At 70.0% G+C, this 21,321-nt stretch carries 21 protein-coding genes and 1 pseudogene; 7 read left to right on the top strand and 15 right to left on the bottom strand.

Going from position 1 to position 21,321, the window contains the following annotated elements; translation table 11 throughout:
- Positions 1-108 precede the first annotated feature (108 nt).
- The 4 genes and pseudogenes from C4B68_RS33080 to C4B68_RS33065 all read right to left on the bottom strand — a co-directional run bounded on the left by C4B68_RS33080 (position 109) and on the right by C4B68_RS33065 (position 3,876).
- Positions 109-939, bottom strand: a complete 831-nt coding sequence (locus C4B68_RS33080; protein WP_099500183.1) for a MetQ/NlpA family ABC transporter substrate-binding protein — start codon at positions 937-939, stop codon at positions 109-111.
- An 88-nt stretch (positions 940-1,027) separates the two neighbouring features.
- Complete coding sequence (locus tag C4B68_RS33075; protein WP_099500182.1) at positions 1,028-1,798, bottom strand: methionine ABC transporter permease; 771 nt, start codon at positions 1,796-1,798, stop codon at positions 1,028-1,030.
- On the bottom strand, positions 1,795-2,829 hold the full coding sequence (locus C4B68_RS33070; protein WP_240634555.1) for a methionine ABC transporter ATP-binding protein: 1,035 nt from the start codon (positions 2,827-2,829) through the stop codon (positions 1,795-1,797). The genes C4B68_RS33075 and C4B68_RS33070 overlap by 4 nt, the downstream gene beginning before the upstream one ends.
- 364 nt (positions 2,830-3,193) lie before the next feature.
- Positions 3,194-3,876, bottom strand: a pseudogene (locus C4B68_RS33065) (HAD family hydrolase).
- Between the two features lie 69 nt (positions 3,877-3,945).
- Between C4B68_RS33065 and C4B68_RS33060 the strand changes: the two are divergent.
- Positions 3,946-4,305 (top strand): hypothetical protein, encoded by a 360-nt coding sequence (locus tag C4B68_RS33060; RefSeq protein WP_099500180.1) that lies wholly within the window; start codon positions 3,946-3,948, stop codon positions 4,303-4,305.
- A 124-nt stretch (positions 4,306-4,429) separates the two neighbouring features.
- Positions 4,430-4,798 carry a hypothetical protein gene (locus C4B68_RS33055; protein ID WP_099500466.1) on the top strand — a complete coding sequence of 123 codons (369 nt, stop codon included), beginning with the start codon at positions 4,430-4,432 and terminating at the stop codon, positions 4,796-4,798.
- 167 nt (positions 4,799-4,965) lie between these two features.
- Here the strand turns inward: C4B68_RS33055 and C4B68_RS33050 are convergent, their stop codons facing one another.
- From C4B68_RS33050 to C4B68_RS33040, 3 genes are all read right to left on the bottom strand, one after another.
- Positions 4,966-5,469 carry a GNAT family N-acetyltransferase gene (locus C4B68_RS33050; protein ID WP_099500179.1) on the bottom strand — a complete coding sequence of 168 codons (504 nt, stop codon included), beginning with the start codon at positions 5,467-5,469 and terminating at the stop codon, positions 4,966-4,968.
- 58 nt (positions 5,470-5,527) lie between these two features.
- Positions 5,528-6,022: an RNA polymerase sigma factor gene (locus C4B68_RS33045; protein ID WP_099500178.1), complete on the bottom strand. Its 495-nt coding sequence runs from the start codon at positions 6,020-6,022 to the stop codon at positions 5,528-5,530.
- Between the two features lie 74 nt (positions 6,023-6,096).
- Positions 6,097-7,260: a glycerophosphodiester phosphodiesterase gene (locus C4B68_RS33040; protein ID WP_099500177.1), complete on the bottom strand. Its 1,164-nt coding sequence runs from the start codon at positions 7,258-7,260 to the stop codon at positions 6,097-6,099.
- Positions 7,261-7,653: 393 nt separating this feature from the next.
- Between C4B68_RS33040 and C4B68_RS33035 the strand changes: the two genes are divergently transcribed.
- Positions 7,654-8,343: a lysophospholipid acyltransferase family protein gene (locus C4B68_RS33035; protein ID WP_167459209.1), complete on the top strand. Its 690-nt coding sequence runs from the start codon at positions 7,654-7,656 to the stop codon at positions 8,341-8,343.
- Between the two features lie 115 nt (positions 8,344-8,458).
- Here C4B68_RS33035 and C4B68_RS33030 read toward each other — a convergent pair whose 3' ends face one another.
- From C4B68_RS33030 to C4B68_RS33010, 5 genes are all read right to left on the bottom strand, one after another.
- Complete coding sequence (locus C4B68_RS33030) at positions 8,459-10,000, bottom strand: MFS transporter (RefSeq protein WP_099500175.1); 1,542 nt, start codon at positions 9,998-10,000, stop codon at positions 8,459-8,461.
- On the bottom strand, positions 9,997-10,548 hold the full coding sequence (locus tag C4B68_RS33025; RefSeq protein ID WP_240634554.1) for a TetR/AcrR family transcriptional regulator: 552 nt from the start codon (positions 10,546-10,548) through the stop codon (positions 9,997-9,999). The genes C4B68_RS33030 and C4B68_RS33025 overlap by 4 nt, the downstream gene beginning before the upstream one ends.
- Before the next feature lie 82 nt (positions 10,549-10,630).
- The gene (locus tag C4B68_RS33020; protein ID WP_099500173.1) at positions 10,631-11,602 is read right to left on the bottom strand and encodes an aldo/keto reductase; all 972 of its coding nucleotides are present in this window, start codon (positions 11,600-11,602) and stop codon (positions 10,631-10,633) included.
- A 76-nt stretch (positions 11,603-11,678) separates the two neighbouring features.
- Positions 11,679-13,106 (bottom strand): argininosuccinate lyase, encoded by a 1,428-nt coding sequence (argH, locus tag C4B68_RS33015; protein ID WP_099500172.1) that lies wholly within the window; start codon positions 13,104-13,106, stop codon positions 11,679-11,681.
- A gap of 117 nt (positions 13,107-13,223) precedes the next feature.
- Positions 13,224-14,420 carry an argininosuccinate synthase gene (locus tag C4B68_RS33010; RefSeq protein ID WP_180289194.1) on the bottom strand — a complete coding sequence of 399 codons (1,197 nt, stop codon included), beginning with the start codon at positions 14,418-14,420 and terminating at the stop codon, positions 13,224-13,226.
- Positions 14,421-14,589: 169 nt separating this feature from the next.
- Here C4B68_RS33010 and C4B68_RS33005 point away from each other — a divergent pair, with 169 nt between their 5' ends.
- The 4 genes from C4B68_RS33005 to C4B68_RS32990 all read left to right on the top strand — a co-directional run bounded on the left by C4B68_RS33005 (position 14,590) and on the right by C4B68_RS32990 (position 18,317).
- Positions 14,590-15,177: a pyridoxamine 5'-phosphate oxidase family protein gene (locus C4B68_RS33005; protein WP_099500170.1), complete on the top strand. Its 588-nt coding sequence runs from the start codon at positions 14,590-14,592 to the stop codon at positions 15,175-15,177.
- Positions 15,178-15,390: 213 nt separating this feature from the next.
- The gene (locus C4B68_RS33000; RefSeq protein ID WP_099500465.1) at positions 15,391-16,728 is read left to right on the top strand and encodes a ferredoxin reductase family protein; all 1,338 of its coding nucleotides are present in this window, start codon (positions 15,391-15,393) and stop codon (positions 16,726-16,728) included.
- 19 nt (positions 16,729-16,747) lie between these two features.
- Positions 16,748-17,536, top strand: coding sequence for an FMN-binding protein (locus tag C4B68_RS32995; RefSeq protein ID WP_099500169.1), 789 nt, complete (start codon positions 16,748-16,750; stop codon positions 17,534-17,536).
- Entirely contained in the window at positions 17,529-18,317 is a 789-nt protein-coding gene (locus C4B68_RS32990) for an FAD:protein FMN transferase (RefSeq protein ID WP_099500168.1), read from the top strand. The genes C4B68_RS32995 and C4B68_RS32990 overlap by 8 nt, the downstream gene beginning before the upstream one ends.
- Before the next feature lie 230 nt (positions 18,318-18,547).
- On the opposite strand, the gene C4B68_RS32985 is transcribed toward C4B68_RS32990, so the two are convergent.
- The 3 genes from C4B68_RS32985 to argB are packed head-to-tail and all read right to left on the bottom strand — an operon-like array spanning position 18,548 to position 21,212.
- The gene (locus C4B68_RS32985) at positions 18,548-19,084 is read right to left on the bottom strand and encodes an arginine repressor (RefSeq protein WP_099500167.1); all 537 of its coding nucleotides are present in this window, start codon (positions 19,082-19,084) and stop codon (positions 18,548-18,550) included.
- A 23-nt stretch (positions 19,085-19,107) separates the two neighbouring features.
- Positions 19,108-20,304 carry an acetylornithine transaminase gene (locus tag C4B68_RS32980; RefSeq protein ID WP_099500166.1) on the bottom strand — a complete coding sequence of 399 codons (1,197 nt, stop codon included), beginning with the start codon at positions 20,302-20,304 and terminating at the stop codon, positions 19,108-19,110.
- A complete protein-coding gene (gene argB, locus C4B68_RS32975; RefSeq protein WP_099500165.1) occupies positions 20,301-21,212 on the bottom strand; it encodes an acetylglutamate kinase in 912 nt (303 codons plus the stop codon). The genes C4B68_RS32980 and argB overlap by 4 nt, the downstream gene beginning before the upstream one ends.
- Between the last annotated feature and the right edge of the window lie 109 nt (positions 21,213-21,321).

Below are 21,321 nucleotides of genomic sequence, written 5' to 3'. Positions count from 1 at the left end.
CCACCGGGTGATGGAGTGGACCCCGTGCGGTGAGAAGGGCCGTCAGCCGGCGGTGACCGGCAGGACCGATCCCTTGTACTTGTCCTCGATGAACTTCTTTACATCGGACTAGAACGACGGGATGACGGAGCCGGCGTACTTGCTCTCGATGAACTTCTTGACCTCGGGCGAAGTCAGGAGCTTGGCGAGCTTCTTCACGCGCGGGTCGTCCTCGTTGCCCTTCTTGACGGCGAGGAAGTTGCCGTACGGGTTGTCCTTCGCGGACTCCAGGACGAGGGCGTCCTTGGCGGGGTTGAGGTCGGCCTCGATGGCGTAGTTGCCGTTGATCACCGCGGCGTCGACGTCGTCCAGGGAGCGCGGGGTCTGGGCCGCCTCCAGCTCCTTGAACTTGAGGTTCTTCGGGTTCTTGGCGATGTCCGAGGGGGTCGCCTCGTTGCCCACGCCGTCCTTGAGCGTGATGATCCCGTTGGCGTCGAGCAGCTTGAGGGCGCGCGCCTCGTTGACGCTGTCGTTCGGGACGGCGATCGTCGCACCACTCTTCAGGGCGTCGGCGCTCTTGACCTTGTGGGAGTACAGGCCGAGCGGCTCCAGGTGCACCGTGACGACGGGCACGATGTTCGTGCCGTTCTTCTTGTTGAAGTCGTCGAGGTAGGGCTGGTTCTGGAAGTAGTTGGCGCCCACGGAGCCGTCCTCGGTCGCCGTGTTCGGCGTCACGTAGTCGGTGAACTCCCTGACCTCCAGGTCGAGGCCCTCCGTCTTCGCCAGGTTGTCCTTGACGTAGGTGAGGATCTCGGCGTGCGGGACCGGGCTGGCGGCGACGATCAGCGGACCGCTGGTGTCGGAGGAGGCGGAGTCCTTGTCCGAGCCGCAGGCGGTGAGCCCGAAGGTGAGGGCTCCGGCGGCGAGGACCGCGGTGGTGATCTTGGCGGTGTTACGCACGAAAAGTGCCTTTCCTTATGGGTGGAACGGCCCCGTCTGGGGTGGTACGGGGAATTCGGGGGTGGTACGGGGAGGAGTTCGGGGGTGGTCAGGAGACCTTGGAGACCTCAGCCGTCGCGACCTCGGCGGTGGGCGTCACGCCCTCACCGGTGGGCGTCTTCGCCTTGAGCAGCCGCAGCTTGGGCGCGGCACCGGAGTGCCCGCCGCGCCGGTGCAGGCCGCGGGCGGCGTAGTCGCCGGCGAACTGGATGACGGAGATGACCACGGCGAGAACCGCCACGGTGATCCACATGAGTCCGGTCTCGAAGCGCTGGTAGCCATAGCGGATCGCGATGTCGCCGAGGCCGCCGGCGCCGACCGTGCCGGCCATCGCCGAGTACCCGATGAGGGCGACGACGGTGGTGGTCGCGGAGGAGATCAGCGACGGCATGGACTCCGGTACGAGGACCTTGCGGACGACGGTCCAGATGTTGCCGCCCATCGACTGCACGGCCTCGACGAGTCCGCCGTCCACTTCGCGGACAGCCGTCTCGACGAGTCGCGCGAAGAACGGGATCGCGCCGATGGCGAGCGGCACGATCGCCGCCTCGCGCCCGATCGTGGTTCCCGTGATCGAGCGCGTGAAGCTCATCAGCGCGACCATCAGGATGATGAACGGCATCGAGCGGGCGATGTTCACGATCTGGCCGATGACCTTGTTCGCGACGACGTTCTGGAGGAGTCCGCCGCGGTCGGTGAGGACGAGCAGGACGCCGAGAGGCAGACCGCCGACGATCGCGATGAGGGTGGACCAGCCGACCATGTAGAACGTGTCCCAACACGCCTGGGACAGCAGCGGCTGCATCTCGGACCAGGTCACTTGGCACCATCCTTCACCAGAACGGGCTCCTGGCCCTGGACATCGATCTGCAGGCCCTGCTCGCGCAGGAAGCCGATCGGCACCACGTTCTCCTCGTAACGGCCGGGCAGTTCGATGCGCATCCGGCCGACCTGCTTGCCGGCGACGGTGTCCATCGCGGCGCCGAGGATCGAGATGTCGATGTTGTACGTGCGCGAGAGCTGCGAGATGACGGGCTGGGTCGCCGCCTCCCCGTGGAAGGTCACGTCGATGACGGTGCGGTCGTCGCCGGAAGCGTCGCCACTGACCGGGAAGAGCGCGGAGGCCAGCTCGGAGCCGGGCGTGGCGAGCAGTTCGCTGACGGTGCCGGACTCGACGATGCGGCCCTTCTCCATGAGCGCGGCCGAGTCGCAGATGGTCTTGACGACGTCCATCTCGTGGGTGATGAGCAGGACCGTCAGTCCCAGCTGCCGGTTCAGGTCGCGCAGCAGCTGGAGGATGGAGCGGGTGGTCTCCGGGTCGAGGGCGCTGGTCGCCTCGTCGGAGAGCAGCACCTTCGGGTCACCGGCGAGGGCGCGGGCGATGCCGACACGCTGCTTCTGACCGCCGGAGAGCTGCGCGGGGTAGGCCTTCGCCTTGTCGGAGAGGCCGACCAGGTCGAGCAGTTCGAGCGCCTTGCGGGAGCGCTCCTTGCCGGAGACGCCGAGGATCTCGAGCGGCAGCTCGACGTTGTCCTGGACGGTGCGCGAGGACAGCAGGTTGAAGTGCTGGAAGACCATGCCGATGTGGCTGCGCGCCTTGCGCAGTTCCTTGCCCGCGCGGGGTCCGCGGCCGGCCAGAGCGGTGAGATCCTGCCCGGCGACGGTGATCGTTCCGGAGGTGGGACGCTCCAGGAGGTTGACGCAGCGGATGAGCGAGGACTTGCCGGCGCCGGACTGGCCGATGACGCCGTACACCTCGCCTTCGCGGACGTGCAGATCGACGCCGTCGAGGGCGGTGACCTCGCGGCCGCGCGAGCGGTAGACCTTGGTGAGGCCCGTTGTCGTGATCACTGGGGTTTCCGTCACTGTCGAGTGCAGGGCGTGGGTGTGCGCCAGGCACGGGTGCATTCGGTCGGGAACGCGGCACGGTTCTCGCGATGGCGATGGAACCGGGGAGAACGTGTGCGCGGGGCAGCCCGGGTCACGTACGCGGTACGGACAGGAGGCGGCCGTCTCGCTTCGGGGCGCGAGACCAGGCGTTGGTGCGGGGGCCCTCTAGAAGGCGCACATTCGACACATACAACGAGCACCGGGCGTCATGGTCGCCTCGGTCGCAAGGGTGCGGCTGCTCGTGTTGGTCATGTGCGCAAGTAAAGCAGACCCACAGCTGGGGCCTGCCAGCGCTGTCCACATGGCGGACAGCCGTGGACGCCCGTCATTCGCGGACGGAGATCTCCACTCCGGAGCCTGTGACCAGTACGGACAGGGCCGAGAGGTCGGTGACCACGAGGTCGGCGTCCAGTTCGTGGGCCTGGTGAGTTGTGGCCAACGCCACGGTGGTCATGCCGGCGGCGCGGCCGGCCTGGAGACCGGCGGGGGCGTCCTCGAAGACGACGCAGCGGGCCGGTTCGACGCCCATTTCGCGGGTGGCGAAGAGGTAGGGCTCGGGGTCGGGCCTGCCGCGGGTGATGTCGTCGGCGGCGATCAGCGTCTTGGGGCGGATGCCGACCTCGCCGAGCCGGGCCTCGGCCAGGCGGCGGGTCGCGGAGGTGACGACGGCCCAGCGGATGGGGGTCCCCCCGCGCGAGCGCAGCCGAACGTGGGGGAGGGCAGGGAGTCGAGCAGGGCGAGGGTGCCGGGCAGCGCCTCGACCCCGCCCGGTACGTCGTCGACCTCCAACTGCTCGATGCGCGCGAGTGCCTCGGGGACGAGGCCGGCGGGCAGCAGGTCGGCTGCTATGTCGACGACGGGACGGCCGTGCAGTTCGATCGAGGCGAAGTCCTCGGCCGTGATTCCGTACTCCCGCGCCCAGAGCGTCCAGCAGCGGTTCACCGACTCGAGGGACGAGACGAGCGTTCCGTCGTTGTCGAACAGCAGGGCTTCAGCGTGGATCTTCATGGCCTCGACCCTACGGGGCAGCCCGGGGGCGAGGGCATCGGGTCTTTTGGCCCGTAATAGGGTCGCGGCATGCTTGATGCCCTGACGGTCGCCACCTCCGTCGCCGCGCTCGCGCTCGCCGCCTGGTGCGGCTGGGCCGCCTACCGTGATCAGCCCACGAAGGACTGGCACTTCATCGGCATGGCCGTGGTGTCGCTGCTCGCCGTGATCCAGCTGGTGATCGGCATCGTTCAGCTGGCGCGCGGCGAGAAGCCGGAGCAGGGCACGACGATCTTCGTGGCGTATCTGCTCGGCGCCTTCGCGTGCGTTCCGGCCGCGGGCTTCATGTCGCTGGCGGAGCGCACCCGTTGGGGTTCGGTCACGGCGGCGGCCGGCGGGATCGTCCTCGCCGTCCTCGAGGTGCGGCTCTACGACATCTGGGGAGGCTGAGATGGCGGCCACGGAGGAGAACGGGACCGCGCCCGAGGAGCCGCGGAAGACGGTGCCCGGCGGGACGCAGACGGTGCCCGAGGAAACGCGGCAGAAGCGGACCCGGCTCATCGGCGGCCCCGGCATGCTGCTGGTGTGGCTGTACGGCGTGATGGTCGTCGGCGCCGTCTCACGGTCGGCCGTGCAGATCTCCACGGAGTTCGACAAGGCCCCGCTCGCCTACTCGCTGTCCGCGGTCGCGGGTGTCATCTATGGCTTCATCACGTACTCGCTCGTGCGGGGCGGCGAGAGGGCCCGCAAGGCGGCGCTGGTGTGCTGCGCCGCCGAGCTCGCGGGTGTGCTGATCGTCGGGACCTGGACGCTGGCGGACCCGTCCGCCTTCCCCGACGCCACGGTGTGGTCGGACTACGGGATGGGCTATCTGTTCATCCCGGTGCTGCTGCCGCTGTCGGCGATGTACTGGCTGCGCAAGGCGCGTTCGACGGCGCGTTGACGGCCGGGCCGGACCGGCCGGACCGCCGGGCGGACCGGAGCAACGGCTGAAGGCACCGCCGCAGGCGCCCGGACTGCGGGCCGCCCGTCTGTGGCCGGCCGCGCATGCGCGGCGGAGCCGCAGGATGTCCCGCACGCCTTACGGGGCGCGCCACGCGGCGGAGTTCGCTACGCGCTCGCCGCGAACGCGCCCGCGTCGGCGCCCTTCGCCAGCGTCACCAGCGTCAGCCGGTCGTCGACGCGCTCCTGGGAGACCGGCGCGTAGCCGTGCTTGCGGTAGAGGCGGAGGTTGCGCTCGCTGCGGTGGCCCGTGAAGAGCTCGAAGGACTTGGCCGCGCCGTCCGCGGCGAGTTGTGCCTCTATCGCGGCGAGCAGGCGTCCGCCGAGCCCGTGGCGCTGCATGCGCGGGTGGACGATGAGCTTGTTGATGCGGGCCGTGCCGTCGGCGTCCACGGCGCCGCGGACCGAGGCCACCACCTCTTCCCCGAGCCGGGCCACCAGGACGGTGCCGCCCGCCAGTTCCGCCTTGAGGGAGTCGAGTGGCTGCGTGAGCGGCTCGATGCCGTAGTCGCCGTACAGCTCGGCCTCGCTCTGGTAGCAGAGGTACTGCAGCTTGAGGATCTGCTCGGCGTCCTGTTCGGTCGCCCCCGAGATGGTCACGCTCATGCCCATGTGTGCATGCCTCCCGCTCACCTGTTCTGCCGGTTGTCCCTCACTCCTATCCCCGCCGTCAGCGAGCCGCAACCTCCGCCGTCAGCAATCGCCGCAGACATCCCAGACATCGGGAACGTTCCGGGCCAAGGCTGCCCTGTGAGATACCCAACTCCCCTGCGATCTCCCGGTAGGTGAGGTCCTCCGGGGACAGCAGCGCCGCCATGAGGTTCGGGCAGCGGCCGGGCAGGCGGCGTACGGCGGCGTGCAGCGTGCGACGGCGGTCGGCGGTCATCGCCTCCTGCTCGGGGCCCGCCCCTCGGTCGTCGGCGGGTTCGGAGCCGTACGGCAGTTCACGGCGTGCGGTACGGCGGCTGCGGCGGGCCTCGGAGCGCACGGCGCGGCGCAGCCACCCCTGCGGGTCCACGGGTGGGCGGTCCTTCTCGAGTCGTTCCAGAAGGCGCAGCCAGACGGCCTGTTCCAGGTCGCTCTGCTCGGCGCCGGACGCATAGGCCTCGGCCGAGGCCTCGGCGGCGAGGAGCGGGCGCAGCGTGGCAACCATGTCGTGTGTCATATGCGGCACGACGCGGCCGCCCCGGCACGAGGTTGCCGGGGCGGCCGGTTGTCACCCCCATCGGGGTGACGGGGTCATCCGTTGACGAAGTCCGCGCGGGCGAGCAGCGCGGTGTCCGGGTTGTCGGTGAAGACGCCGTCGATGCCGGTCTCGAAGTAGGCCTTGAAGGCGCCGAAGGCGTCCCCGTAGGCGTCCGGGTCGGTGCCCTTGCGGAAGTTCGCGGGCAGGAAGGGGTTCTCGTTGCGCATGGTGTACGGGTGCAGGATCAGGCCCCGCTTGTGCGCGTCGGCCACGAGCCTGGTCGGCGTGGTGAGGTTGCCGCTGGAGTCCTTCGGGATGATCAGATCGAGGGTCGGGCCGATGCCCTGCGCGTAGCCGGCGATCTCCCTGAGGCCCTTGGGGGTGATCAGGTCGGCGACCGTGCGCGGGTCACCCGCCTCGACGAAGTCCCAGGGGCGGCTGGTCGCGCTGGAGAGCAGGACGACCAGGGGGTTGTCGACGAGCTTGTTCAGCCGCTGGATGCTGGTCGGCTCGAACGACTGGAGGATGACCGGCGAGTTCCACTTGTCCTTGCCGTACTTGTGCAGCAGCTTGGCCACCCGCTCCTCCAGGCCGAGGCCCAGCTTGCGGAAGAAGGTGGGGTGCTTGGTCTCGGGGTAGATCCAGACCTGCTTGCCGCGCTTACGGGTCTGCTCGTCCTGCCAGCGGAGCACCTCTTCGAAGGTGGGGATCTCCCAGCGGCCGTTGTAGAGGGTGTTGTGCGGGCGGTTGGCGGGGATGCGCTCGACGGCACGCAGGGTCTTCAGCTCGGCGAGCGTGAAGTCCTCGGTGAACCAGCCGGTGGTGGCGACCCCGTCGAGGGTCTTGGTGGTCTTGCGGTCGGCGAACTCGGGGTGCGCCGCGACATCCGTGGTGCCGCCGATCTCCGGCTCGTGGCGGCAGACGATGTGACCGTCCTTGGTGGGCACCAGGTCGCCCGCCTCGACGATGTCCGCGCCCATGTCGAGGGCCAGCTGGTACGCACCGAGCGTGTGCTCAGGGCGGTAGCCGCTGGCCCCGCGGTGTCCGATGACCGTCGGCGCGGGCAGGCTCTTCAGACCCCCGCCGCCGTGCCGCTCGTCGGCTCTCGCCGTGCCGGAGAGGCCGAGGACCGCTCCGCCCGCCCCGAGCACCGCGGCTCCGAGGAGCATCCGCCGTCCGGTCCCGCCCGCTCGCTCGTTCGGCTGCCGAGTCTCCATGAGCGCCCTCCTGCCGTCCTCTGCCGTCCTCAGTCGTCCATGCGGGCCGATCGTAGGGGGGTGGACATGGCGGTCGGGATACCCCGAACGGAACACGCGGGTGACGCCGGATGTCATGTGGGCCGTGCGGGACAGGCGTACGGGCCGTACAGAGAAGGCGATGTGGCGATCCGTCGGGCTTCGGATCGCGCGCACGGGGTAGGCGCCCGATACGGCCACGCGCGATGTGCGTCACATCGTCGCCTCCGTGTTAGGGGCAGCTCACCGCGCGCCACCGCAGGTAAACGTGGGTCAACAATGCGTAAGACCTGGGTGAACCCGGGGCGCCCGATGTGCACTACCCCAGGGGCCGCGAGGTATCGTCCTCACCTGCTCAGACTTCATACCGATCCCTTGACACCGGAGGGCCCGTTGTCCCGCTTCGCGCTCATCAAGGCAGTGCTCGGACCGATCATGCGCCTGATGTTCCGCCCACGGGTGGAGGGCGTGGAGCACATCCCGGGCGACGGTCCGGTCATCCTGGCCGGCAACCACCTCACGTTCATCGACTCGATGATCATGCCGCTCTTCTGCGACCGCCAGGTCTTCTTCATCGGCAAGGACGAGTACGTCACCGGCAAGGGCCTCAAGGGCCGGCTGATGGCCTGGTTCTTCACCGGCGTCGGCATGATCCCGGTCGACCGGGACGGCGGCCACGGCGGTGTCGCGGCCCTGATGACGGGCCGCCGGGTGCTGGAGGAGGGCAAGGTCTTCAGCATCTACCCGGAGGGCACCCGCTCCCCCGACGGCCGGCTCTACCGGGGCCGCACCGGCATCGCACGGCTGGCCATGATGACCGGCGCGCCCATCGTGCCGTTCGCCATCATCGGCACGGACAAGATCCAGCCCGGCGGCGCCGGCATGCCGCGCCCCGGCCGCGTCACGGTCCGCTTCGGCGCGCCCATGGAGTTCTCGCGCTATGAGGGCATGGACCGCGACCGCTATGTCCTGCGGGCGGTGACCGACTCCGTGATGACGGAGGTCATGCGGCTGTCGGGGCAGGAGTACGTGGACATGTACGCCACCAAGGCCAAAGCCGCGTAGCGGAAACCGAAGCTCGCAGAGGACCACTGGGGATCTGCCGTCTGGCGACCGCGGGTGTCCGTGGGCTGGTCGCGCCCACGGGGCGGAGCCGCATATCGTCACAGCCCCGCGCCCCTTATGGGGCGTTCCCCTGGCCGGCGTTTTCCAGGCGCTGTCCCTTCAGCAAGAACCACGCTGCCGCCGCCGTGACCAGCAGGACCGCTGCGCCTGCGCCCGCTGCCATCGCGAGGCCGTCGACGAAGGACTCACGGGCCGCGCCAAGAAGTGCCTCTGCGGTGTGTGTCGGCAGACCCGCCGACACCTCCACGGCACCGCCCAATGACTCGTGCGCCGCGGCCGGCGTACCCGCCGGGCCGGTGAAGTCCGCGTAGACGCCGGTCACGATGGAGCCGAGGAGCGCGATGCCGAGGGCGGCGCCGAGTTCGTATGCCGTCTCGGAGACGGCGGAGGCGGCGCCCGCCTGCTCCTTGGGCACGCTGGAGAGGATCACGTCGGCGGTGACGGTGAACGAGAAGCCCGCGCCGAGGCCGACGATCAGCAGGGCGGCGCCGAGCAGCGGATAGCCGGTGGACTGGCTCAGCAGGGTGAGCGCGCCGAGCGCCAGCCCCACCGCGGTGAGACCGCCGGAGACGACGGCGCGCACCGAGAACCGCCGCGCGGCCGAGCCCGCGACCAGACCGGCCGCCACCGCGCCCAAGGCGGCGGGGACTTCGGCGAGCCCGGCCTCCAACGGCCCTCTACCCTGCACGAGTTGCAGATACTGCGAGAGGAAGAAGACGAGTCCGGACATCCCGAGGACGGTGAACAGGTCGGCGAGGACGGCTCCGGAGAACCCCCGGTTGCGGAACAGCCGCACGTCCAGCAGCGGTGTGGGCAGGGCGAGTTGCCGTCGCACGAAGCAGTACAGGGCGACGGCACCGGCCAGACCGGTGGCCGTAGGCTGCCAGGACAGCCCGTGCGCGGCGGCTTCCTTCATCGCGTACACGACGCCGATCACGCCGACGAGCGAGAGGACGACGCTGCTCAGGTCCCACGGGCCGGGGTTCGGGTTGCGCGACTCGGGCAGCAGCTTGCTGCCGACGAGCACGAGGACCACCATCACCGGGAGGTTGATGAGGAAGACGGAACCCCACCAGAAGTGTTCGAGCAGGAAGCCGCCCACGACCGGGCCGGCTGCCGCACCGGCGGAGGCGGTCGCGCCCCAGATGCCGATGGCCATGCTGCGCTCGCGCGGGTCGTGGAAGATGTTGCGGATCAGGGCGAGCGTGGCGGGCATCAGGGTCGCGCCCGCGACACCGAGCAGCGCCCGCGCCAGGATCATCAACTCCGGTGTCGTGGCATAGGCGTTGAGCACGGAGACCAGGCCGAACGCCGTGGCGCCGACGAGCAGCAGCCTCTTGCGGCCGATACGGTCGCCGAGGCTGCCCATGGACACGAGCAGGCCGGCGATGACGAACGAGTAGACGTCCCCGATCCAGAGGAGCTGCGTGCCCGAGGGCTTCAGGTCCTCACTGATGTGGGGGGTCGCGAGGCCGAGGACGGTCGCGTCCACGGCCACCAGGAGCACGGCGAGGATCAGCACCGCGAGCGCGGCCCAACGGCCCGGCCGCCTCTCTGTCTCCCGCGTCACGGACGCCGGCCGCAGGGTGCTGGTCATGATTCCTCTCTCCGTAGTGCGCCGCCGAGCAGCAGCTCGACGATCATGTAGTGAAAGTCCTTGGCGGCGACGCGGCCTTCGGTCACGGCCCACGCCGCCGAGGCCATCAGCCCGTAGAGCGCCTCGGTGAGCCAGGCCGGGGTGAGGTCGATGCGGAACTCGCCGCTCTCCTGGCCGCGCCGGAACAGGGCGGCCATCCGCGCGTCGAGCCGGGCCCAGCCCTCGTGCTGCCCCTCGCCCTCGAACAGCTGGTTCTCGGTGTAGAGGAAGGCGACCAGCCCGGCGGCGCTTTCGAGCTCCTTCACCAGGCGGTGCAGGGCCTCCTGAGCGGTGCCCTCGTCGAGGCGGGCGGCCTCCAGCGCCGCCTCGCATTCCTGGATGCCGAGCACCTCCAGCGCCCGTACGAGCGCGTCACGCCCGGCGAACTGGCGGTGCAGCGTGGCCCGGCTGATTCCGGCCGCCTTGGCGACCTCGTCCATGGTGGCGGTGGATTTGCGGGTCAGCAGGGCGGCTGCGCTGCGCAGCACATGTTCACGGTCGACAGCCATGAGACAAGCGTAGTCCATATGAGACATTCATGTCTCATGAGAAGCGTACGGGTCTCACACACTCCCGGGCGCAGGGGTTCTCTCAGTGCCAGGGCAGCTGTCCGCGCCGCTCCCAGTAGGCCTGCGGATCCTCGACGAGGGAGTCGAGGCGCGCGAGCTGGTTGTCGTCGAGGTCGACGACCGCCGCATGCAGATTCGAGGCGAGCTGCAGGACGGTCGCCGCGCCGGAGAGGACGACGCCGGCCCAGGGCTGCCGCAGGATCAGCGCGAGGGCCACCGCGTCACAGCCCAGGGTGATCTCCGCGGCGACGGACTTGAGCGCGTCCGGCGCGTACGGCTCCGCGAGCCGGCCGTTGGCCATGCCCTCCTTGACGATCACCGTGAGACCGGCGTCGTGGGCCTCGGCGAGCGCGGGCGCGGCCGAGGTCTCCAGCACGTTGTACGTGGACTGCACCGTACGGAAGAGGGGCTCGCCCTCGACCGTGACGGCGAGCGCGGCGCGGATGGTCTCGGCCTGGTGGGGCCCGCTGGTGGAGAAGCCGACCGAAAGACCGCCCGCGGCCGCTTCGGCGAGCTTGGCGTGGAGTTCCTTGTCGGTGAGGGCCGGGCTGTCCGGGGTCACCGAGTGGATCTGGTAGAGGTCGAGGCGGTCGCCGAGCAGCTCCGCCGTCTCGCCGCGCTGCCGTTCGTACGCGGCGACGCTGTGGTCCTTGACCTCGTTTTCTTCGGCGTCGGCGCGCCAGTCCGCCGTATAGGTGTAGCCCCACTTGCTGCCGATGACGACGTCGTCGATGTCGGGCCGGCCGTTCAGCCAGTCGGCGAGGAACTCCTCGGAGCGGCCGTAGGAGCGGGCCACGTCGAAGTAGCGCACGCCCTGTGCGTAGGCGGCTTCGAGGAGTTCGTGGGTGCGCTCGCGCAGGGCGTCGACGCTGCGGCCCTCCGGGAGGTCCTGCTCACGGCCGAGGTTGATGTAGCCGGGGCGGCCCACGGCGGCCAGGCCGAGGCCGATGTGGGCGGTGGGAGTCGTCGCTGTTGCCAGGCGGGCGAAGGGCATCGCGGGCTCCGTTCGGTCGGCTCCGGTACGGCTTGCGACCAACGTAACCCGCGATGGCCCTGAGATACGCGACCTGCTACTGCTTGGCGTCCGCCCACTGGTGCTGGGCCGCCACGTCCGCCTTGACCTCGGCGAGCTGAACGGCGACCGCACTGGGCGCCGTACCGCCGCGGCCGTTGCGGGAGGCGAGGGCACCGGGGACGTTGAGGACGGAGCGGACCTCGGGGGTGAGGTGGGCGCTGATCTTCGCGAACTGCTCGTCCGTGAGGCCGTCCAGCTCCTTGCCCTCGGCCTCGGCGACCTTCACGCACTCGCCCGCGACCTCGTGCGCGACACGGAACGGCACGCCCTGCTTGACCAGCCACTCGGCGATGTCGGTGGCGAGCGAGAAGCCGGCCGGGGCCAGTTCCTCCATGCGCTCGCGGTTGACGGTGAGCGTGGCCATCATGCCGGTGAAGGCGGGGAGCAGGACCTCCAGCTGGTCGCAGGAGTCGAAGACCGGCTCCTTGTCTTCCTGGAGGTCGCGGTTGTACGCGAGGGGCAGCGCCTTGAGAGTGGCGAGAAGGCCCGTCAGGTTGCCGATCAGACGGCCCGACTTGCCGCGCGCCAGCTCCGCGATGTCCGGGTTCTTCTTCTGCGGCATGATCGACGAGCCCGTGGAGAACGCGTCGTGGAGGGTGACGAAGGAGAACTCCTTCGTGTTCCAGATGATGACCTCTTCGGCGATCCGGGAGAGGTTGACGCCGATCATCGCGGTGATGAAGGCGAATTCGGCGACGAAGTCGCGGGACGCCGTGCCGTCGATGGAGTTGGCGGAGCTGCCGTGCTCGAAGCCGAGGTCCTGGGCGACGGCCTCCGGGTCAAGGCCGAGGGAGGAACCGGCCAGCGCGCCCGAGCCGTACGGCGACACGGCCGTCCGCTCGTCCCACTGGCGAAGGCGTTCGGCGTCCCGGGACAGGGACTGGACGTGCGCGAGGACGTGGTGGGCGAAGAGCACCGGCTGGGCGTGCTGGAGGTGGGTACGGCCCGGCATCGCGACGTCCGGGTGTGCCTCGGCCAGACCGATCAGGGCGTCCTGGAGATCGGCGATCAGGCCGCCGATGATGCGGGCGTGGTCGCGCAGGTACATGCGGAAGAGGGTGGCGACCTGGTCGTTCCTCGACCGTCCCGCGCGCAGTTTGCCACCGAGGTCGGGGCCGAGGCGCTCCAGGAGGCCGCGCTCGAGGGCGGTGTGGACGTCTTCGTCCGCGATGGTGCCGACGAAGGAGCCGTCGGCGACATCCGCTTCGAGCTGGTCGAGGCCCGCGATCATCCGCGTGAGCTCGTCCTCGGTGAGGAGGCCCGCCTTGTGCAGCACGCGCGCGTGGGCACGCGATCCCGCGATGTCGTACGGCGCGAGCCGCCAGTCGAAGTGGACGGACGCGGACAGCTTCGCCAGCGCCTCGGCGGGACCGTCGGCGAAACGGCCGCCCCAGAGCCGTACGTCACCGCTGTTGCTGCTCACTTGCTCTGCTCCTCAAAGACTGGTCATCTGCTGCCGCCTCCCCACCAGTACGGCGAGGAGGCGGCTGTCGTACGCGCTTCGTACTCGCGAGGCTACTTACGCGAGGTCTACGTCAGGCTATGCCTGCAATTGGCGCTGTGCGGCGATCTTCGACGACAGGCTGTAGATGTCGATGAAGCCCTTGGCCGCGGCCTGGTCGAACGAGTCGCCCGTGTCGTACGTCGCGAGGTTGAAGTCGTACAGCGACGACTCGGAGCGCCGGCCGGTGACGACCGCGCGGCCGCCGTGCAGGGTCATCCGGATGTCGCCGTTGACATGCTGGTTGGCCTCGTTGATGAAGCCGTCCAGGGCGCGCTTGAGCGGGGAGAACCACTGGCCGTCGTAGACCAGTTCGCCCCAGCGCTGCTCGACCTGCCGCTTGTAGCGGGCGAGTTCGCGCTCGACGGTGACGTTCTCCAGCTCCTGGTGGGCGGTGATCAGGGCGATCGCGCCCGGAGCCTCGTACACCTCGCGGGACTTGATGCCCACGAGCCGGTCCTCGACCATGTCGATCCGGCCGATGCCCTGGGCGCCGGCGCGCTCGTTGAGCTGCTGGATCGCCTGGAGCACGGTGACGGGCTTGCCGTCGACGGCGACCGGGACGCCCTCCTTGAAGGTGATGATCACCTCGTCGGCCTCGCGGGCCTCGGCCGGGTTCGAGGTGTACTCGTAGATGTCCTCGATCGGGGCGTTCCAGATGTCCTCCAGGAAGCCCGTCTCGACGGCGCGCCCGAAGACGTTCTGGTCGATGGAGTACGGGGACTTCTTGGTGGTGGCGATCGGGAGGTTCTTCTCCTCGCAGAAGGCGATCGCCTTGTCGCGGGTCATCGCGTAGTCACGGACCGGGGCGATGCACTTGAGGCCGGGGGCGAGGGCGACGATGCCGGCCTCGAACCGAACCTGGTCGTTGCCCTTGCCGGTGCAGCCGTGGGCGACGGTGGTGGCGCCGTGCTTCTGGGCGGCGGCGACGAGGTGCTTGACGATGGTCGGCCGGGAGAGGGCGGAAACCAGCGGATAGCGGTCCATGTAGAGGGCGTTGGCCTTGATCGCCGGGAGGCAGTACTCATCGGCGAACTCGTCCTTGGCGTCCGCGACCTCGGCCTCGACGGCACCGCAGGCGAGCGCGCGCTTGCGGATGACGTCCAGGTCCTCGCCGCCCTGGCCGACGTCGACCGCGACGGCGATGACCTCGGCGCCCGTCTCCTCGGCGATCCAGCCGATGGCGACGGAGGTGTCCAGACCGCCCGAGTAGGCAAGTACGACGCGCTCGGTCACGGGATTCTCCTCAAGAGTGCATTCGCTGTTATGCATGAGTATGCAGGACTCTGCATGATTCGTCAATGCGGTCATGCGCCGGGCGGGTGACGGCCACGCGCGGGGCGAGTGACAACGGAACCCGCAATTCCTTAGACAAACGAAAGGCCTTGCCCAATAATCGTTAGACATGGGAAAGACCTATGAGCGCATAGACGGCCGCCTGCGTACGTTCATCGAGGCGCAGCCCCTCTTCTTCACCGCGACCGCGCCCCTGTCCGAGGACGGCACGGTCAACCTCTCCCCCAAGGGGCTCACCGGCTCGTTCGCCGTGATCGACGAACTGACCGTGGCCTACCTGGACTTCGCGGGAAGCAACGCCGAGACGATCGCGCATCTGCGGGAGAACGGCCGGATCACCCTCATGTGGTGCGCCTTCCAGGGCCCGCCGAACATCGTCCGGGTGCACGGCCGCGGCGAGCCGGTCTTCCGCGACGACCCGCGCTTCAAGGAACTGCTCACCCATTTCCCCGGCATCGACCCGACCCCGCACGGCCTGCGCGCGATCATCGTCGTGACGGCCGAACTCGTCCGCGACACCTGCGGCTACGCGGTCCCCTTCATGTCGTACGACGAGGACCGCGACCTGCACCGCCAGCGCTTCGCGCGCGAGGACGATGCCTCGCTGGACGCGTACTTCGCGAAGAAGGAGCACATCGCGACGAGCCTGGACGGCCTCCCCGGGCTGCCGCTTCCGCTTCCGCCCGCCGCCGTCTGAGCGCCGCTCCGAGCGTCTCCGGAGCCCCGTACACCGGCGACGGTTACCGCCAGTCCCTCCCGTTCACACCGGACTCGCCAGGCCGCTGAACGCACGGCCGTCCGGGACCGTATCTCTGGGCCAGGGGGTCACCCCCCATGCCCCGTCTCCACGGACGAACACGGAGGAACCGTGTCCACGATCGCCGGTGGCCGCGCCGCGCGGCGCCAGACCATGCGCCGTATCCGCCCTCGCCGCTCGCCGGCCGTCCCGCTGCTGCTCGCCGTGTGGGCGGGCGCGGCCGGGGTCATCTGGCTGTGGTGGAACAACACCCCGTCCATCGCCGACAACAACAGCAAGATCCTCAACGCGGGCCGGATCACCGGGCTGCTCGCCGGTTATCTGATGGCACTCGTGGTGCTCCAGATGGCCCGGGTGCCCGCCCTGGAGCGCCGGGTCGGCTCCGACCGGGTCGCGCGCTGGCACGCCATGACCGGCCGGTACACGATCTGCCTGGTCCTCGCCCACCTCTTCCTGACCATGTGGGGCTACGCCCTGCAGTCCGGCAACGGGCTCGGCGGGATCGTGCAGCAGACCGTCGACTCGGTCAACCAGCTGCCGGACATGGGCAAGGCGGCGATCGGCACGGGTCTGCTGGTGCTCATCGGGTTCATCTCCATCGGCGGGATCCGCCGCCTGATCCCGTACGACACCTGGTACCACGTCCATCTGCTGACGTACGCGGCCGTGTTCCTGACGTTCTGGCACCAGCTGTCCACCGGAAACGACTTCGCCGTCGAGCCCACCGCGAAGACGGCCTGGTACGGGCTGTACGGGTCGGTGACCGCGCTGGTGATCTGGTACCGGATCATCGTGCCGGTCAAGCTCAACGTGAAGCACCGGATGCGGGTCGAGGCGGTGATCGAGGAGACGCCCGGCATCGTGTCGGTGCTCATCAGCGGGCGGAAGCTGCACCGGATCGGCGCGGAGGCCGGGCAGTTCTTCCGCTGGCGCTTCCTGGCGCCGGGGATGCGGCTCAGCTGCCACCCGTACTCGCTGTCGGCGGCGCCCCGCCCCAACATGCTGCGCATCACGGTGAAGGCGATCGGCGACCACAGCAGCGCGCTGCGCGACCTGGAGCCGGGCACCCGGGTCTGGGCCGAGGGCCCGTACGGCGCGCTGACGGCGGGCAAGCGCAGCCGCGGCAAGGTGCTCCTGGTGGCGGGCGGCGTCGGCATCACGCCGATGCGCGCGCTCTTCGAGACGCTGCCCGGCGCGTCCGGCGACCTGACGCTGCTGTACCGGGCGAACAGCACCCAGGACCTGGCCCTGTGGGACGAGCTCGCCGCCATCTCCAAGGAGCGCGGGGCCCGCCTGATGTACGCGGTGAACAGCCCCGACGGGGAGCGCCCGGACATCTCGGCGGACACACTGCGCCGGAAGCTGCCGGACATCGAGCGCCACGACGTCTTCCTGTGCGGGCCGCCCGGTTTCGCGCAGCAGGTCTACGAAGCACTGCGCGGCGCGGGGGTCCCCGCCCGCCGCATCCATCACGAGTCGTTCGAGATGTGAGCGACGGGAGTCAGGAGCGATGAAGAAGAGCCACCCCATTCGGCGCGTCATGCTCGCCACCGCCGCCACCGTGTCCGGGATCGTCCTGCTGCTGTCGCTGAAGCCGGCGTCGGATCCTACCGCGGCCTCGGCACAGGGGGGAGCGGTGCCCCAGCCGCCGGCGGCCGGGCAGGAGTCGCCCCAGGGCGGCAGCGGCTCGCAGCAGTCGTCCTCCCGGGCCCGTACGGTCGTCGGCGCCGTGGCCAAGACCGAGTACGGGCCCGTCCAGGTCCGCCTCACCCTCACCGGCAACAAGATCACCAAGGCCGAGGCGGTGCAGGCCCCCAGCGGCGGCCGCAGCACCGAGATCACCAACAACGCCGTACCCCAGCTCAACCAGGCGGCCATCACCGCGGGCAGCGCCGACATCGACGCCGTCTCCGGAGCCACCTACACCAGCGGCGGATACCGGCAGTCCCTCCAGTCGGCGCTCGACAAGGCAGGGGACGGCGGGTCCACCGGGGCGTCCTCGTCCCCCCAGGCGCCGGCCTCCCGGGCCCGTACGGTCGTCGGCGCCGTGGCCAAGACCGAGTACGGGCCCGTCCAGGTCCGCCTGACCCTCACCGGCAACAAGATCACCAAGGCCGAGGCGGTGCAGGCCCCCAGCGGCGGCCGCAGCACCGAGATCACCAACAACGCCGTACCCCAGCTCAACCAGGCGGCCATCACCGCGGGCAGCGCCGACATCGACGCCATCTCCGGAGCCACCTACACCAGCGGCGGATACCGGCAGTCCCTCCAGTCGGCGCTGGACAAGGCCGGTGGCTGAGCCGGCGGAGGCGCCGCCCGCGCTGCGCCATGCCGAGGAGGTCATGGGCACGGTCTTCTCCTTCGACGTACGCGGAGGGGAACCGGCCGCCGTACAGGCCGCGTTGGAGGAGGCGATCGCCGGGCTCCACCGGGTGAACGAGGTGTTCAGCACTTACCGCGAGGACAGCCAGATCTCGCGTCTCGCACGCGGTGAGCTCAGCGTCGAGCAGTGCGATCCGGAGGTCGCCGAGGTGCTCGCCCTGGGCGCGGAGGCGGAGCGGCTGAGCAAGGGCTGGTTCAGCACGGCGTACGAGGGACAGCTCGACCCGACGGGGATCGTGAAGGGCTGGGCGACCGAGCGCGCGGCACGCCTCATCGCGGCGGCCGGGGCGAGCGGAGTGAGCGTGAACGGCGGCGGCGACGTCCAGATGTACGGTGCGCCCGGACCGGTGCGGCCCTGGCGGGTCGGAGTGTCGGACCCGCTGCGCCCGGGTGCGCTCGCGGCCGTCGTCTCGGCCGCGGACGTCGACCAGCTGGCGGTGGCCACCTCCGGCACGGCCGAGCGCGGCGCCCACATCGTCGACCCGCGCACCGGCAAGTCCGCGGTCACCGACCTGGTGGCCGTGACCGTGGTGGGCCCCCGGCTGACCTGGGTCGACGCCTGGGCGACGGCGGCCTTCGCCATGGGCTCACGCGAGGCCCTGACCTGGCTGGAGTCCCTCCCGGACGTGGAGGCTCTGCTGATCACCGCGGGCGACGAGGTCAGGTGCACGGGGGGATTGGCTCAACGCCTGGGCTGAACTGTCAGGGGCGCGGGACGTTGACCTGCGGCGGCTCCGCCGCGTGGGCGCGGGACGTTGACCTGCGGCGGCTCCGCCGCGTGGGCGCGGGACGTTAACCTGCGGCGGCTCCGCCGCGTGGGCGCGGGACGTTAACCTGCGGCGGCTCCGCCGCGTGGGCGCGAGCCGCCCGTCACGGCCCACGCCCGGACATCAACGGCTGTCCCGAGCATCAACGGTCACCCCGGCCATCAATGGTTGTTCTGAGCCAACCGCAGCAAGTGATCCGCCAACGCCTGCCCACCCGTGGCATTCCGGCTGATCAGCAGCACCGTGTCGTCGCCGGCGATGGTGCCGAGGATGTCGTGCAGCTCCGCCTGGTCGATCGCGGAGGCCAGGAACTGCGCGGCCCCCGGCGGGGTGCGCAGGACCACGAGGTTGGCCGAGGCCTCCGCCGAGATCAGCAGCTCGGCGGAGAGGCGCCGCATCCGCTCCTCCTTCGCCGACTCACCCAGCGGCGCGCGCGGCGTGCGGAAGCCGCCCTCGCTCGGTACCGCGTAGATGAGGTCGCCGTCGTTGTTGCGGATCTTCACCGCGTTCAGCTCGTCCAGGTCCCGGGAGAGCGTCGCCTGGGTGACGCTCAGCCCGTCGTCGGCGAGGAGCTTCGCCAACTGGCTCTGCGAGCGCACCGGTTGCCGGTTGAGGATGTCCACGATCCGGCGGTGGCGTGCGGTGCGGGTCTGCGGCACGGCAGGCCCGGCCGGTTCGTGGTCCTGCGCCTGACTCATCGTCGTCGTCCCATTTCCCGGGATCATCCGTCCCCGTTGGCTGCGTCGAGGACGCCGGGAAGGGCCCGGAGAAACGCCTCCACTTCGTCATCGCCGAGGTTCAGCGGCGGCATCAGCCGTACGACATCGGGGGCGGGCGCGTTCACCAGGAGGCCGGCGTCCTGAGCCGCTTGCTGCACCTGGGGTGCGAGCGGCTCCGTGAGCACGATACCCAGGAGCAGCCCCGCACCTCGGACGTGGCCGATGAGAGGGTGCCCGAGCGACTCGATTCCCTCCCGCAGCTTCTCGCTCGCAGCCTTCACGTTCTCGAGGAGTCCCTCGGACTCGATGGTGTCGAGTACGGCCAGTCCGGCGGCGCAGACGACCGGGTTTCCGCCGAAGGTCGTGCCGTGGTGGCCGGGCTTCAGCAGTCCGGCGGCGCGGCCGAAGGCGACGGTGGCGCCGAGGGGCAGTCCGCCGCCGAGGCCCTTCGCGAGCGTGACGATGTCGGGCAGGACGCCCTCGTGGGCCTGGTACGCGAACCAGTGTCCGGTGCGGCCGATGCCGGTCTGCACCTCGTCGAGGACCAGCAGCGAACCGGTGGCGGCGGTGATGGCACGCGCGGCCTTCAGATAGCCGGCCGGCGGGACCACGACCCCGTTCTCGCCCTGGATCGGCTCGATGACGACGAGGGCCGTCTCCTCGGTGACCGCGGCGGCGAGGGCCTGGGCGTCGCCGTACGGGACGTGCGTGACGTCGCCGGGCAGCGGCAGGAACGGCTCCTGCTTGGCGGGCTGGCCGGTGAGCGCGAGGGCGCCCATGGTCCGGCCGTGGAAGCCGCCCGTGGTGGCGACCACGTGCTTCCGCCCGGTCAGCCGGCCGATCTTGAAGGCGCCCTCGTTGGCCTCGGCGCCCGAGTTGCAGAAGTACACCCGGCCCTCGCGCCCGAAGAGCTGGAGCAGCCGTTCGGCGAGGGCGACGGGCGGCTCGGCGATGAACAGGTTGGAGACATGGCCGAGGGAGCCGATCTGCCGGCTGACCGCCTCGACGATCGCGGGGTGGGCGTGCCCGAGCGCATTGACCGCGATCCCGCCGACGAAGTCGAGGTACTGCTTGCCGTCGGCGTCCCACAGCTTGGTGCCCGCGCCGCGGACGAGGGGCAGCCGCGGGGTGCCGTAGTTGTCCATGAGCGAGCCCTCCCACCGCTGGGTGAGCTCGGCGTTGGTCGCGGTGCCGGTCATTCCACGGTCCCCTGAGTGTTCTCGTCCGGCACGACCATCGTGCCGATCCCCTCGTCGGTGAAGATCTCCAGCAGGATCGAGTGCTGGACCCGGCCGTCGATGACGCGGGCCGTGGTGACGCCGTTGCGCACGGCGTGCAGACAGCCCTCCATCTTCGGCACCATGCCGCTGGCCAGCTCGGGCAGCAGTTTCTCCAGCTCGGAGGCGGTGAGGCGGCTGATCACCTCGTCACTGTCGGGCCAGTCCTCGTAGAGACCCTCGACGTCCGTGAGGACCATGAGAGTCTCGGCGCCCAGTGCCGCAGCGAGTGCCGCAGCCGCCGTATCAGCATTGACGTTGTAGACATGTCCGTCGTCCTGGGAGCGGGCGATCGAGGAGACGACCGGGATCCGGCCGTCGGCGAGCAGTGCCTCGATGGCGCCCGTGTCGATGTGGGTGATTTCGCCGACCCGGCCGATGTCGACGGGCTCGCCGTCGATCTCGGGCTGGTGCTTGGTGGCGGTGATGGTGTGCGCGTCCTCGCCGGTCATGCCGACAGCGAGCGGCCCGTGCTGGTTGAGCAGCCCGACCAGCTCGCGCTGCACCTGCCCGGCCAGCACCATGCGTACGACGTCCATGGCGTCCTCGCTGGTGACGCGCAGGCCCGCCTTGAACTCGCTGACGATGCCGTGCTGGTCGAGCGCCCGGCTGATCTGCGGGCCGCCGCCGTGCACGACGACGGGCTTCAGCCCGGCGTGGTGCAGGAACACGATGTCCTGCGCGAACGCCGCCTTCAGCTCCTCGTCGATCATGGCGTTGCCGCCGAACTTGACGACGACGGTCTTGCCACGGTGCCGGGTCAGCCAGGGCAGCGCCTCGATGAGGATCTGCGCCTTGGGCAGAGCGGTGTGCTTACGGGTGATGGACATTCGCTCTTCTGGATGATTGACCGTCATAGCCGACTTTCGGAAGGATCTCGGATCAGCCGCCGGGCGGGCGGTGTTGGCCTGCGGAGGCGACGTGAGACTTGTCCCGGAC

This window comes from Streptomyces dengpaensis (assembly GCF_002946835.1).
GTDB classification, from domain to species: Bacteria; Actinomycetota; Actinomycetes; order Streptomycetales; family Streptomycetaceae; genus Streptomyces; species Streptomyces dengpaensis.
The sequence above is the reverse complement of the archived record's forward strand: the minus strand, read 5'-3'. Positions and strand labels throughout refer to the sequence as shown.

What these genes read in the sequence shown, in the direction of transcription:
- C4B68_RS32995 (WP_099500169.1), top strand. Translation starts at nt 16,748, where the DNA reads ATGAAGAAGAGCCACCCCATTCGGCGCGTCATGCTCGCCACCGCCGCC.
- C4B68_RS33045 (WP_099500178.1), bottom strand. Translation starts at nt 6,022, where the DNA reads ATGACACACGACATGGTTGCCACGCTGCGCCCGCTCCTCGCCGCCGAG.
- C4B68_RS33000 (WP_099500465.1), top strand. Translation starts at nt 15,391, where the DNA reads ATGCGCCGTATCCGCCCTCGCCGCTCGCCGGCCGTCCCGCTGCTGCTC.
- C4B68_RS33030 (WP_099500175.1), bottom strand. Translation starts at nt 10,000, where the DNA reads ATGACCAGCACCCTGCGGCCGGCGTCCGTGACGCGGGAGACAGAGAGG.
- C4B68_RS32985 (WP_099500167.1), bottom strand. Translation starts at nt 19,084, where the DNA reads ATGAGTCAGGCGCAGGACCACGAACCGGCCGGGCCTGCCGTGCCGCAG.
- C4B68_RS33005 (WP_099500170.1), top strand. Translation starts at nt 14,590, where the DNA reads ATGGGAAAGACCTATGAGCGCATAGACGGCCGCCTGCGTACGTTCATC.
- C4B68_RS33025 (WP_240634554.1), bottom strand. Translation starts at nt 10,548, where the DNA reads ATGGCTGTCGACCGTGAACATGTGCTGCGCAGCGCAGCCGCCCTGCTG.
- C4B68_RS33020 (WP_099500173.1), bottom strand. Translation starts at nt 11,602, where the DNA reads ATGCCCTTCGCCCGCCTGGCAACAGCGACGACTCCCACCGCCCACATC.
- argB (WP_099500165.1), bottom strand. Translation starts at nt 21,212, where the DNA reads ATGTCCATCACCCGTAAGCACACCGCTCTGCCCAAGGCGCAGATCCTC.
- C4B68_RS33060 (WP_099500180.1), top strand. Translation starts at nt 3,946, where the DNA reads ATGCTTGATGCCCTGACGGTCGCCACCTCCGTCGCCGCGCTCGCGCTC.
- C4B68_RS33055 (WP_099500466.1), top strand. Translation starts at nt 4,430, where the DNA reads ATGCTGCTGGTGTGGCTGTACGGCGTGATGGTCGTCGGCGCCGTCTCA.
- C4B68_RS33040 (WP_099500177.1), bottom strand. Translation starts at nt 7,260, where the DNA reads ATGGAGACTCGGCAGCCGAACGAGCGAGCGGGCGGGACCGGACGGCGG.
- C4B68_RS33050 (WP_099500179.1), bottom strand. Translation starts at nt 5,469, where the DNA reads ATGGGCATGAGCGTGACCATCTCGGGGGCGACCGAACAGGACGCCGAG.
- C4B68_RS32980 (WP_099500166.1), bottom strand. Translation starts at nt 20,304, where the DNA reads ATGACCGGCACCGCGACCAACGCCGAGCTCACCCAGCGGTGGGAGGGC.